Raw genomic sequence first — 13889 nt, 5'->3', positions numbered from 1 at the left:
CCTACGAAGAGTAATCTGAATAATCAGTTTGAGCGTTTTGTAGCAGCGTCAACAAATGAAAGGCAAATTTTCATTGACGCTGTCTTCCTAGAAAGTCACATCTGAGCTAATACCCATATTCAGTGTGGACTAGCGCTTTGTATCTTTGTTCCACGCTTTTTTTTGCCAGGTTCCTTCCTCACGCCAAACAACACCTTCGGAGCGACGCCAACAAGACTCATCATTATCTCCATTCGGCCACGTATTTCGTTCTGCAATCATGACCCAAACTGGCTCGATATCGAACTTGATAACATAATCATTAAGAGTTTCCTCTTCAATAACGAATGCGGTTTGGTGCTCAAATGGTTCTTGAGTTTGCAGAACAACATGACCAAGTTTATTCAGCCATTTATTTGATTCGCTCTCAGACATCGATAATTCAAGTTCATCGGCAAACCACTTTTGTGGCAAGTAACATGAGAAGCCATTAGGAAGAGATTTATCTTGGTTGCTCTCCCAAAGATAGTCGGCTATTGGGATTGCAAATTCGCAATCTTCGGGGCCACCCCACAGAGATTCTGAGAACTTTTCGGATTCCCATGTGCTGCGCCAATATGCTTCGCGAAGATATGGGCCGTCAATAAATCCCCTCGGTTTAAAAGAGTCAGCGTCAAGGCTATGCTTATCTTCAAGGAACTCCGCTAGCTTTCTTGCACTTCCTTTTTTTAGGAATACGCAATAAAGGAATCTAAACTCTTCATATCGCATCCCGTGCATGCCAATTCTGCGACCTTGATATTTTTCACTTACACAATTGAACTCATACAATACGTTCCAGTTTTTATTATTCTCATCGACTCTAGATAGTTTCTCAATTATCGATAGCGTCGGATCTTCCTCAAATGGCCACTGCTTTAAATTTTCTTCAGCAACTTCAGGGAGCTGGATAATCGGCTCGACAATCCAGCTTTCAGGGAGACTGTTATGCTTTTCAAAAGGCAGTATTGTTGGTTCAATGTTTCGTCGAAAATCATGGTTGCTGTATCGATAGGTATTCGGCTCTTCAGGCCACCCTTGGAGTATCCAAAAATTGTCTGCTAATCTAGCTTGAATTTCATCTAGTGCTATACGTTGGTACTTTTTCCCTATCCGCTCAAAGTCATTATCATGTCTTGAATAACTAGTGCCGTGCCCGTCCCGAGGAAATAGTTCGGAGTTCCAGCCAAGCTCATAAGCTCTTTTAGTGATCCATAATCTGCATTGCTGCACATTAACTTTGTCATAGTCCTCGTATCCACCATCATCGTGAAAATAGTCTAACGAAAGCCTTTCAAGCTCTTTTTCATCTAATAAGTTTTCTAAGCATCGGCGGGTATCAACTATTGATTTCTCTAGAGCAGCTATATCTTTTTTTACCTCCTCATTTTCTGATTGAAAAGTAAAAATAGCTAGAGACCTTGAACTAGATGCTTTCTCAAATGCCTCCAGAGCCTTTACGCGTTCAGCGTAAGGATTTATCACTTCTTCGACGAAAACTCGCTTTAGTGCTTTTTTCGAAACTGGTTTTGGGCTAACAAGAGGAGTTGTTAAGAAATTGCGTACACGACCTGGAATAGTGTATTTTCCATAGTCACCCCAATTACTTGAAGCTGAATCGAAAATTTCTGTTCCACCCCTTTCTTCAGCTATTTGCTTCACTTCATCTTCAGTCAGGTCAAATGTTGGTGGCTCAGAACCTAGTGGATGATAGCAACTCTCAAGGTTAACATTTTTATTTAACACCTCTTTGCTATTGGCAAGTTCAATGATTCCCAATGCGTAGTCTCTAGTGAGTAAAGCTACCGGAGGCTGCTTGTTCAAAAATACCTTGGTGAAGACTTCATGCGAGTAGATATTTAAACGCTCAGAACTTTGATCGATACAGCAAGCTCCAAATGCAGCAGCATAGAGCCGCTCGATAACATACGGATCATCACAATCATGTAACTTTTCTAGTACGAAGGTGAATATATTTGAGTTTGATAAAAACAACGCCGTCAATGCTTTAGTCGACTTATCACGCAATGTCTGGTGAGACGAAGTTAAGGACCATGCCAGAACTAATGAAGCTAACTCCAAATGTTTCAAATCTGCGGTGCGACTATGCTCAGACAACGCCCATGAGACAATTCTTTCAACCTGGTTGAATTCTTCTCGCGACGCCCAATTTATCCAATGTGTCCAATGACTATCTCTTTCTGGCATTTTCCACTGCTTTAGGTGCTCGTGAAGGCGAAGAGCGTTAAAAGGATGACCAATAGTCATCGAAACTTCTAAGAGGAGCCCTAGAGGTTCTACACTGTGACCATCTAATCGGTTCAGTAGTTCTCGCGTATCATCCGAAAATGCATCCGTACTTCTCCACTTAAAACTTTCAGCAAAGCTTTCTTGGAGCTGATGGTCTTTTTTCCAGTGAAGCTCCCAATTTGGGAGAGTTTTAGCAAACTCGACGCCAAGCTTCTCCGGGTAGATTGTGGATAATGAGCTAACCAATCCCGTATATTTATAGTGAAAACCGTTATCAGTTTGCCCATCCCAAAAAAGGAAATTTAGAGGAAAGCCAGCATCGAAAGCCTTATCGATTTGATCTCCAGACACCTTTGAAAGCAAATGTGTCGCCATGAGGTGGTCCTGGAATCTCTGAAATGAGAATCGTACGAGTTTTGAAGGTGGATTAAATGGATCAACACTTTCCGAATAAGGAGGTGGGTCGATTCGAAACAAGCTTGTTTCTATTAGAACTTGTAGCCAAGTTTTTCCCTCTGGTGCCGTCCTACCCTTAAAGCTTTCGTCTGCAAATACTGTCGCATCTTCGATTTCAATGAAATCGCAACCACTTCTCGCCATCTTATTCGCGAAGAGATCTACACACTTTTTAATAGACGCTGAAATAGTATCTGAGTTTGCAGTGCCTATCCCAGTGCGCCAACTTAGCGCATTAAGATATAGTGCCATCGTTTGTGATATTCCGTTCAACCCGCGAGGAAATTCCGTAAGCCCTTTGGCATGCAAAGCCTCGCTAACAGTTTTTAGGAACAATGGGTTGCTAAATTCTGGTGATAACCATGGTGTATTGGGTCGAGCTATGCTTTTGGTATCAAGATATCGGATCGCTGCTTGTTCCAATTCCTCAGGAGTGGAAAAGCCATTGATCAAAAATTGAGGAATTTTTTTTTGTAAACTCTTTGGAATTGCGTAAGGAATATACTCATCGCGACAAGAGAATACCGCTGATAAATATGGGTACTTTTGAATCGCACTGACTACTTCTGGTAGGTTATGCATCCAATAATGAGCACCGGCACCCTCGTTGATTGCGTCAAATAGCAGAATTGTTTTCTCTCCTTTACGCTCACCAACAGCATTAAGGGTTCCCAAAATATCATCTGCGGTTCTACCCTCTAGACCACAAATACCACCGAATTGTTCCCAGAACACTGATGTCGAAAAACTTTGACCTAACGTTAGAACTGTGGGTAAACCAGCATTGGTTCGCTGCTCTGCGACTTGCCCAAGAAGATGGGACTTTCCTGCACCTGCTGGACCATAAACTAGAGCGCATTGAAATGTTTCAGCTTGAAGATTGGTGTCTCGAAGAATTTGTTTTAATGTAGCGCAAGAGGAGGATAGTGCCCGAAGACTTCGGACCACATCGTCAAGTTTCCTTTGATCATCCTTTACCAATATGCCTTCATCTATTGAGGTATATTGCCTTTCAAGCGTCCAAATAGAATCTTGAAGGCGATCTAAAGTAATCGATGCCGACTCAGTGTCCCATTTTTTAGTAAAGTCGTGCGTAAACGAACTTTTAAGTTCTACCAATTCTTTCCACGAATCATTTGCCATTAAAAGGACGTCGGCGTCCGGAGCATGGCCTGCGGTGGTAAACTCTATAGTTGGAACTCTTGATGCCTCAAGATCAGTGAATGCGCCGATCAACTGCTTTGTAATGTGTGGACCTCGGGCCATGGTATCAAACAAAGATTCAATAGACACTTCGACGTGATCGTGGGGGTTGAAACGATCATCCAGCACTCGTTTTGCTACGTTAATTTGGTTTTTAAACCAAGTATCGTTCAATACATCGCCGCCAAACCAAAGCTTGTTCAATGACACATTTTCTTCTCGAAGGAGCATTTCGCTTAGGTCAGTTTCAGACCAAAGTTCGAATTTAAGGTCAATTGACTTTTCTTCCGCCCAGCCTTGCCACTTACTTACTCGCTCATCCCATTTCTCGCGTTGAGATTTCCCTTTTGCTCCTCTAGGCGGAGTTAAGTTTTTAGGTATTGCGAAAATATAAGTTTGAAGTTCAGGATGTATCTTCAACGCTTGTTTCACCGACTCATCCATTTGACTCCATTGGGAATCACCTATGGTAGTGAAATATTTTGCTTGATAACCAATTTTTCTTCCATTGCTTAGAATCCAAAGTGCCTCGACACCTCCATCTCCCCCACAGCCATCATTTGGTTGGAATTCAATACCATTTGCAGGTTTCTCTCTACGAGCAAGTACACAAATTAGATCTTCAAAGGACTCCCGAGGACCTTTGTTGAAGGTATTTATAGAAGAAAAATTAATCAAGTTTATATGTCCTTTTTACTGTCTTGAAGGTTGCCAGGTTGCAGTTTGATAAGTGGTGACTTGGGAGAATAATATACCAAATAACTGGAATATCTTGTTGACGTAATTCAATTATCCAATCCATCGCTCATATCCTATGAATAGAAGTGAACCTCAGGCTCAGTTGCATTAGAACGTTTAAGTCCAATGCTTCCACTATTTTTCCTTAAATTGGCTTTTCAGTTACATAACAATTTGATATTAATTTAGTTTCTCGACAATTAGCTGCACTATAGGTGGAAAGTAAATAGGGAGAGTTTCTGTCTGTGAAGCGTTGTACTACATATCAGATTAGGAGGCTAAATTGCCAGAATTAAAGATTGATGAGAATTTAGTAGATTGGGAAGAGCTTTCCAAACTAGGTTGGAAAAACTTACTCTTAGGAAATGGCTTCAGTATCAATATCTGGGAAAAGTTTGGTTATGGAACACTCTTTGACCTAGCAAAAAGTGACAGAGTTGATGTCCAGCTGGAAGCTGAGGGGTTAGCTTTATTCGATCACCTCAATAGCTCAAACTTTGAAGATGTCTTGCGGATTTTATATCATGCAAAATTAGTAGATGAACAACTTGGCGAGCCTCAAAAAGAGGGAATCCAGCACCTTTATGAAAATACAAAAAATGCTCTTGGTTCGGCTGTTAACTACGCTCATATTGCTCCTGGTGTCGCAGATGTGGCGGAAGTTAATAGGCAGTTAAGACCGTATAAAAATGTATTTACGACAAATTATGACTTGATTCCGTATTGGGCTGTCATGGACTCGGATTTATGGCGTTTTAAAGACTATTTCTGGGGCGATGGAAATTGTTTTGATCTTTCGGACACAGAAGTGCCCGCCGATAGAACCAAGCTCCACTATCTACATGGAGCAATACATTTGGTTGAACGAAGTGATGGGAAAGTCCAAAAACTTACGGCTAACGGACTAGAGCGTTTAACTGACCTATTTGACCTTGCTCACCCTGAAAGATTCCCCCTGTTCATTTCTGAAGGAAGTTCCGAGTGGAAGTTGTCAAGAATCAAGCGTAATGATTATTTACGATTCTGTTATGAAAAACTGACAAAAACTAAAGGCGGTTTGGTTGTCTTGGGGCACTCTTTACACAAGGATTACGACCAGCATATCATTGATGCTGTTAATGATAGTAATATCTCTCGTGTTGCTGTAAGTGTGTGGCCATTACTCGACAATGCAGAAATTGTTTCATTTAAATCTCGATTATCTCAGTGCTTGCAAGGCAAAGATTTATACTTCTTTGATTCCACTACTCATCCACTTGGAACATTGGATTTAAATGAGCCTATAGCGTAATAAACGACTATATCTCCAAGATACTTTTTCTAACAGATCACTGTGTTGTTAGTGCAATTGCGCTAGTGAGTTATTGTTCAATAATGTGCTTGGTTTGAATGTTTGGAGTCTATTTTATTGTTTTGATGAGTTTACAGTTACAGCTAAGTAAACAATGCTACTACCCGTTGCTTAAACCTACCTGTAATGGAGAACTCACTGTAGGGTGAGGAGCTAAATGAGTTAGGCAAGTTACCACAAACTTCGCTTGTACTTAGCTCCGAGATATTGATTGAACTTTCAATGGGTGAGCGCACGAAAGTCTTGGATGAAACTTCATTATCGTTTTCTGATATCTCGTTGAGGTTTTCTGCGTTTTTAAAGACAACATTTACTTCGGGTAAATCCACATTGATTCTCTGTGCAAACTCAGCGAGCTTCCAATGATCGAGTGTATATAACCAAGCATACTGCGGCTCTGTGCTTGTTGCTCGTAATACGCGACCAAGAACTTGTCGGTAATGCATTTCGGTACGAATACGACTGAGGTGGCAACACACTTGTAGGCGTGGAATGTCTGTTCCTTGGCTAATCATCCCCACACTGACAACCCATTCGGTATTGGAGTGATTGAATCGTTCTATACGCTCATTGGCATCAGGGTGTTTGGATGTAACTATTTCTGTCGACTGATTGAAATGAGTATTAAGCAGTTTTTCAATAAAATATGCATGTTTGATAGAGGAGGCAACGATTAGACCTGCGCTGTTTGGTTCTGTTCGCCTAAGCTCTGAGAGTTTTTCCACTGCGTGCGTTAGCATGTAGCGAATAACTTGCTCATCCTCAACAAGTTGTTGGTATGCGATATCCGAGTTTGTGAGCAAATCCGATATAGACTCGAAGCATTCAGACGTATTTTCGGAAGAAACATTGATGCATTCGTTATCGACCAAAACAATCTGTGGAATACGGCATACTCTATCTTTAATTGCATCGGCTAATCCATATGAAAAGTCGCAATGAATAGTATTGTCAGGTTCGGTGAATCGAGCCAGAGATATTGGCGCTTGATCAGAGCGCCAAGGTGTTCCAGACATTGCTAATGTATACGCTGCTTTGTCCTGTATATGGACTAAAACTTCTTCGCCCCATGCATTGGCACAGGGAAGTTCATGTCCTTTTAAATGGTGGACTTCGTCCAAAACAACCATGACATTGTGTTCTTCAATCAAAGACCAAAACGTAGGCGTCAATGTGTTCATGGATTGATATGTTTGTACGCTGCCAAGCGAGCCCAACTTGCCATCAATGCGTCTATTTAAAATGGCTTCAAAGGTAGCGCGAGTACTTTCGTTCACTTGAGTTGAAGGAGAAAAGCACATGACGAAATCGATTTTTTTAGATAGAAGCATCTGTTTGGTAAGAGATGCCGCCATTACAGTTTTACCCGCACCGGGTGTCGCCAAACAGAAGAAATGATTTTGCGTTTGATAGAGAGAAAGAGCAGTGGTTACACACTGCTGTTGCCAATGCCTTAGCTTCACGCCTGAACTGCCATTTGCGTCAAACTAAGGTCGATTGCATTGATTCGGCCTATTAGTATTGAACTCTTTTCTCTTGCGCTGATGTATATCGGTGCCAGACGTTTCTGGTTAAATGGGAACTCTTCCATGAGTGCTTTCAACTCTTCAGCTTCGCCGAGCGCCGTAAGCATCTCTACTTGATACTGAGCTTTTTTATCGTTAAGAGCCTTCACAAAATCTTGGTCTGATTTGCTTACAGGCATTGTTACAGCCTGACTGCCAACAAATTTAGGAATAAATTTGGTTTTATTGAACAGATCTGTCTTGGAAAAGTAAACGACTCTCCCTTGTTTGGAGTCACGTTGAAGTACGCCAAACTTGGCCAGTCGATATATCTGCCGATATATCATCTTTTTTATACCTTCCATAGAACCATCGTTTGGAACTCGCTCCATATAGGCTTTTTGGACATCGAGAACGGTAAAGGTTGTCAAAGAATCACTACTCAATATCTCTAACAGTGTTTTGTTTAACTCTATTGCTGCTTTTTTCATGGTCATAACTGAATGATATATAAGTATATGTCTATTAACTCTGTACTAATCGTTCTTGTACCATCATGGTTGGTATGAAAACTAAGGATTACTTAGTATACTTTCTAGTGAGAACTAAGACAATCTAAGTATTAAAGGTTCGCTAGTGATGAATAAGTGGAAAAACAAATCGTCAGCCCATTACCCGTTCGGCTTAAACAGGCGCGTAAAGTTATGGGTATAAGTCAAAAAGAGCTTGGTGTTCGGTTGGGGATGGAAGAAGGCACGGCTAGTGCTCGCATGAACCATTATGAAAAAGGCCGCCACACCCCAGACTACCTAACGCTTAAACGTATTGCTGCTGAATTGAATGTGCCCGTCGCGTATTTCTTTTGTGAGTCTGAGATAATGGCCGAACTGATGGTTAAGTTGGAAAGTATGGACGATGAAGAAATCAAAGCTATCCTTACTCAGCTTGAATCTAACTAGACTTCAATATCTTATAGACACTGTTTCGAGAGATTCCTAAAGTGCGAGCTATGGACGAAACACTAGTCCGTTCGGCATAAAGCTGTTTAACTTGGGTCGCAACGCTTTCTGATAGTGGCTTCCTGCCTTTATACTTTCCAGCTTTTTTGGCCGCAGTAATGCCTTCTAACTGACGCTCTCGGCGTATATTCAGCTCAAACTCAGCGAATACGGCTAGCATATCTAGAAAGGCTTTCTCTGAGGCAGAGTCAGTGGATACAGGTTGCTCAAGCGCTGAGAAAGCAATGTCTTGCTCTTGCAATTGCTTAATGAGTTGTTGTAAATCGAGCACTGATCTCGCGATACGATCAATTCTGGTAATGACTAAAGTATCTCCTGAACGAAGATAAGCCATCAAGTTGACAAGGCCTTCCCGATTGGTAGATGACCCTGTTGCTGTGTCTGAAAATACTTTCGAACAACCTGCTGCTTTTAACTTCTCAATTTGAACGTCCAACGACTGATCTGACGTCGAAACTCGGGCATAACCAATTTTGCTCATGGCGATTGCTCATTTAGCATCTAGACTTAATGAACATAGTGTTGAATAAGTAATTTATCTACTCTAAATGAACAAGAATATGTTGCCGAGTTTTTGTTGATTTAGGGTATACCCTAAATGACTTTGCTTGTGAGGTATGCATAGTGAGTATGATTGTTGAGCAAGCTCTTCTGGTTAGTAAAAAAAAATCCAATACTTTATTTCTTCGTATTCAGAGTCTCGTGCATGGCGAAGCAATATTGAGAGACGTTGAGTCGAATGCGGAGTTTCATTTTCAAATAGATCAGCTAAAAAACCTCATACAGGATGAAGTGTTTACGCTTGGAACTGAAGATGATCTGCCAGCTTTGTTGACCGAATTGGACAATCAACCTTCACCTGAACTTGAACAGTCAATGAATGAGCAACGTAAACGACTGCTGTATGTCGAAGGCGCAGTACAGGCGAATATATCGTATGGATCACTAGAGAAACTAGCTTCCTACCTCGAAATTAAATCATTGGAAATAGGCGATAGAAAACCGCCAAGCCCTATCACGCTGTACCGATGGGTAAAAGCATATGTTGATTCCAATTATGATAAATCAAGTTTGATTCCTGCATTTTTGAAGTCAGGGAACCGGAACGCAAAAGTACCAGTTGAACATGATTTGTTGATTAAGAAAGTATTGGGAACATTCGACACAAATATAAAAGCGCCGACAGCATACAAACGATATTTGAAACAGCTGAAAGAGCTAAATATTGAACGCGAGAAGAGTGGCCAAAGTCAGTATAAGCCGATTTCTCTTGAATCGATGCGTAAACGACTCAAAGTAAGGAGCAATGGTGAACTTTCGAGATCCTAATTTAGTGCTGATTAAAAGCTTCAGGGGAAACAAGAAGTCCTATTTTCAGGTCAGCTCGTTAAACCAAACAGAAGTATCGCTTAAGGATATCGAGCAAGGCGGAAACTTCACTTTCTCTCGGAAGCAGATAGAGTCTCATATCACCAACGGGCTACTCGCTGTAAGTAGCAGAAGCGAAATTCCAGAATCGTTGTTTGTTAATCCTGTACGCAAGAAATCAAAACCTAAAAGCTCTCCACGGCAAGCAGAAAATGAGCAAGAAATGGAGAGACGATATCGATACGTGAAAGCGGTACTAGACTCACAGGTACCAAGGTACACAGCCAAATGGTTAGAGCCGTGGTTGAAAGAGAAGTGTATAGAATTCAAAGACGATAACCCACCACAATGGCGAACCTTTGCTAGATGGATACAGCTTTATGTTGAATCAGGTTGGAAGAAAAACTCGCTGATGCCAGAGCATTCAAAGAAAGGGAATCGTACAGTTAAGCGCGATAAAGAGATAGTCGAACTCTTAGATCAAGTAGTTCGTGACCACTGCAAAACCTACCTCGCCATCAATTACACCAAAGCACACAAAGACTTCCTTGAACGAGTTGAAAAGCTAAACCAAAAGCGGAAAAAAGAAGGTCAAGATCCACTAATACCGAGCTCCTATCGAACGACGGTCAATCGGTTTCAGCGATAGAATGGAAGGAAGCTCTCAATTGATAGGTAAACTATTGATGGTGTGATAAAAAACAAACTGAATCACTCAAATTAAGTATGATCTGAGATATCTTAAAGCGATTATGCTGAAGGACGAATGAATCATGAGAGCTTTGATTAGTAACTTAAGTGAACAAAAAGAAGAAGTGTACCTAGAATTTAAATCTGAATGGTATTGGAATGGAAAATCACAGGATATTAGGTGCTGGGGAGAGTTTCTTAAAGATTTTGTAGCTTTGGTTAACTGTACTCCTGAGCATGTTGAGGATAATAAATATTTGATCATTGGGGTTGATGAATCCAAGGATAAGCTAGAAAGGTTTATTGATGTCAACATTAATAAACTAGGCTTTGATAGTATCGAAACATTTAAGGACAAAATTGATGAAAAGCTTTTTTCTTACTTCGAGTTCGAAGATGGAAGCAATGTAAAGAATTGCTTTAAGGTTAGCGAAGAGAAGTTTAATGGTAGGCGGATAATATGCTTTTTAATATTTCCCGCAACTAGTCTACTAGTTCTTAAAAAGGACCTTCAAGACAAGAGAAGAACTGAGAAAAAAGGTAATGTCTTTATTAGAGAAATTAAATTATGTGATGGTGAGCCACAAGTGGCGAATGCTTGCCCAAAGCTCATTAAGTCTATAGATGAGTCTCGAAAAAAACTTATACCTGAAATTAAGAAAGATTTAAATATAAGTAAGAATGTAGAAAAAACTATAGAACTTTTTCTTAAGAAAAATGCCTCCTTTAAAGAGATTGGACGGTCTTCTGAAAAAAAATGGAAAGATAAAATATTATTCGAAGTATATAATTTGTCATCAGAATTCTCCAGCGGATTAGATATAATTTACCTGTTTAAAAATTCGAACCAAATAAGAACTAGAGAGTTTCTCATATCTAATGGACATATATCAGATACCTCTATTAAATATATTCTAATTGATGACGATAGTAGTATAGACAAGGAAGGTGTCAAATTAAAATTTTCTGCGAAGAGTGTATTGACTCTGAGTGGTTTTGCGAGAGAGCATCTATATAATGACTTACTTAATGAAGACTCTTTTCATGATGGTCAATTTAAGAAGCAAAGGCAAATAAAAAACTTTATTGAGCCGAGTGTAGTTGGAAGTATAAACAAAAATGCACTTGTTCTTCTTAATGAATGGCTTTCCATGAATTCTAAGCCACTTATGGTTGTGAAAGGGTATGGTGGTGTGGGAAAAACCACATTGGTTAAGTACTTTCTTGATCAAGTTTATTTATATAATAATTCACTAGAAGATGGGTATAGAGTAGTGTTCATTGATTCAAAAAGAATAATTGATGAAATATCTACTCAAGGAGTAATTGATGACCTATTCTATTTTTATAGTGCTCATGCTAAGGTAAATCAATTTGAAAATAGATTTAACCAAGAGCTCTTAGAGCTTTCTATAGATAACGGCAATGTTTTAATTGTTGTAGATGGTATAGATGAGGTTATTGCCAAATTAAGTGGTAAATTTGACGTAAGTTCTTTCATAGATAATATTTTTGATAGCTATTTAATTGGGAATGAAAAGACAAAAATAATTCTGACGTGTAGAGACTACTTTTGGGATTTGAACACGGATGAAAATCATAGCATTTGTAAGGTTGAGCTTAGTCCTTTTACTGAGTCATTAACGAAAAAATTTTTCCAGCAAGAATATGACAACAATTCTCCAGAGTTTAGGAGATGTATGGAGTATGCGGATGAGTTTAAGTTTAATACGGATGCTATTGAATCTCCTAACTTCGTTTATATACCTTATACATTAGATTTGATTTCTGATATGGTTAGGCAAAATAGAGATTTTGGTTCTGTAAATAGGAATGATATAGAAACTGAAATATTAAAAACTGATCTTACCGATGATTACTTTATTGGGCGTATTTGCAATCGAGAAATCCAAAAGTTAAGGAATATAGATGTTGATTCTCAATTGCTTCTATTTATGAAGTTATCTACTTTTCACAATGGTAATATACATGAGTCAAACTTTAATAAGTTGTTGGATCACGTAGATGTCAAAGATGTCACTGATATTGTTGAGTTGTTTAAAGGTCATACTCTAATAAACTTTGACCATCATTCGAGAGTGGTTTCTTTTAAATATGACTTTTTTAAAGAATTCTTTGCTAATTTGTATATATGTTACTTTTTGTCAAGAGGAGAAAAGTCTCTCTTTGATAGAAACATAATTAGATCTATATCTGAATATGTTAAGTATAATACTAGATTTACTAAGCGAGTTTCAAGTAGGGTAATCTTCAATGAAGAGTTGGAAATATTTATTATTGAGTTGATTGAAATTAGTATTGAACAGTTAAAGGAGAAGGAAGAAATTCTGACTAGGCGGGTGATATCAAGTCTTATCTGCATTTTGTTATCTTGTCATCAGCATAGTACTGGAAGATCAAGTGTTTCTACTAATACACAAATTCTTATTGATATTTTTGGTCAGAACTTGGACTATTTATCCATACTTAACTTGTTTGGAAAAGATAGTGATAAACTAATCTTTGATTTTCGGGGTATGACTATAACAAATGTTTGGATGGAAAATTATCCTTTCTTTTGGGAGTGCAAACTTGATGGAAATACATCGTTTCATAATGGTACATTTAAACATTTGGAACCGAGAAAAAATGTTAGTATTCCTCACCTTCATAAAAATCTATTTCTCAAGTGTGATACTTCTGGAATATATGAATTAATTAAGAGTAGCAATGAAAATCAAGATCAGAAAAATATGAATAAGCTTGATGATATTAAGAAAATATTTAAACTTTTTGATACAGGAGGCACTTTCAAGGAACAAAAGGTTGAGAGGATAGAAAAACACTCTAATTCGAATATTTTAAAAACTTTAAAAAAGAACAAAATTATCACACCATATGTAAACCCTAAGAAGCCTTCTATAAAACAATATAAGGTGAATGATGACTATATGGATGTAATTAGCGTGTTGGACCAAAATGGTACAAGTTATGAGCTTGAAAGAATTATAAGAATGTTAGATTGATAATATACATTTACTTTTAGACCTAGACTGACAGCACATTTTAGGCCCTCGTAGAGAAAATCGACTTTGGGAACTGCAATTTGAGTATGGTTATATTTGGTCATTTTCTGACAGTTTGCCTAATATTTTTCTCGGCCTTATGTAATTGCTCTTTTTCTGATTCACATGAAATTCCCATTCACTGCAGATTTTAATTATTTTTCTTCCTAGAATATGGTGGTTATGGTTGAGCTAAGTTGGTTACGGATTTGCACTTAGGGTAATT

The 13889-nt window shown here is 38.9% G+C and carries 9 protein-coding genes; 5 read left to right on the top strand and 4 right to left on the bottom strand.

Annotated elements, in window-relative coordinates:
* Positions 1-129 precede the first annotated feature (129 nt).
* On the bottom strand, positions 130-4605 hold the full coding sequence (locus L7A31_RS05500) for an NACHT domain-containing protein (protein ID WP_237360491.1): 4476 nt from the start codon (positions 4603-4605) through the stop codon (positions 130-132).
* 343 nt (positions 4606-4948) lie between these two features.
* Here L7A31_RS05500 and L7A31_RS05495 point away from each other — a divergent pair, with 343 nt between their 5' ends.
* A complete protein-coding gene (locus L7A31_RS05495; protein WP_237360490.1) occupies positions 4949-5956 on the top strand; it encodes a DUF4917 family protein in 1008 nt (335 codons plus the stop codon).
* Positions 5957-6099: 143 nt separating this feature from the next.
* Here the strand turns inward: L7A31_RS05495 and L7A31_RS05490 are convergent, their stop codons facing one another.
* Positions 6100-7479 carry a DEAD/DEAH box helicase gene (locus L7A31_RS05490; RefSeq protein WP_237360489.1) on the bottom strand — a complete coding sequence of 460 codons (1380 nt, stop codon included), beginning with the start codon at positions 7477-7479 and terminating at the stop codon, positions 6100-6102.
* Positions 7476-8012: a VspR family transcription factor gene (locus L7A31_RS05485; RefSeq protein ID WP_237360488.1), complete on the bottom strand. Its 537-nt coding sequence runs from the start codon at positions 8010-8012 to the stop codon at positions 7476-7478. Before L7A31_RS05485 ends, L7A31_RS05490 begins: the two co-directional genes overlap by 4 nt.
* Positions 8013-8225: 213 nt before the next feature.
* Between L7A31_RS05485 and L7A31_RS05480 the strand changes: the two genes are divergently transcribed.
* Positions 8226-8480, top strand: a complete 255-nt coding sequence (locus tag L7A31_RS05480; RefSeq protein WP_237360759.1) for a helix-turn-helix domain-containing protein — start codon at positions 8226-8228, stop codon at positions 8478-8480.
* Here L7A31_RS05480 and L7A31_RS05475 read toward each other — a convergent pair.
* Positions 8473-9021, bottom strand: coding sequence for a recombinase family protein (locus tag L7A31_RS05475; protein WP_237360487.1), 549 nt, complete (start codon positions 9019-9021; stop codon positions 8473-8475). The two genes, L7A31_RS05480 and L7A31_RS05475, sit on opposite strands and share 8 nt — an antisense overlap.
* Positions 9022-9164: 143 nt before the next feature.
* On the opposite strand from L7A31_RS05475, the gene L7A31_RS05470 reads away from it, so the two are divergent.
* From L7A31_RS05470 to L7A31_RS05460, 3 genes are all read left to right on the top strand, one after another.
* Positions 9165-9869, top strand: coding sequence for a hypothetical protein (locus tag L7A31_RS05470; RefSeq protein ID WP_237360486.1), 705 nt, complete (start codon positions 9165-9167; stop codon positions 9867-9869).
* A complete protein-coding gene (locus tag L7A31_RS05465) occupies positions 9850-10557 on the top strand; it encodes a hypothetical protein (protein ID WP_237360485.1) in 708 nt (235 codons plus the stop codon). Before L7A31_RS05470 ends, L7A31_RS05465 begins: the two co-directional genes overlap by 20 nt.
* 124 nt (positions 10558-10681) lie before the next feature.
* Complete coding sequence (locus L7A31_RS05460) at positions 10682-13624, top strand: NACHT domain-containing protein (RefSeq protein ID WP_237360484.1); 2943 nt, start codon at positions 10682-10684, stop codon at positions 13622-13624.
* The last annotated feature ends 265 nt before the right edge of the window (positions 13625-13889 follow it).

The sequence above is a fragment of the Vibrio marisflavi CECT 7928 genome (assembly GCF_921294215.1).
GTDB classification, from domain to species: domain Bacteria; phylum Pseudomonadota; class Gammaproteobacteria; order Enterobacterales; family Vibrionaceae; genus Vibrio; species Vibrio marisflavi.
The sequence above is the reverse complement of the archived record's forward strand: the minus strand, read 5'-3'. Positions and strand labels throughout refer to the sequence as shown.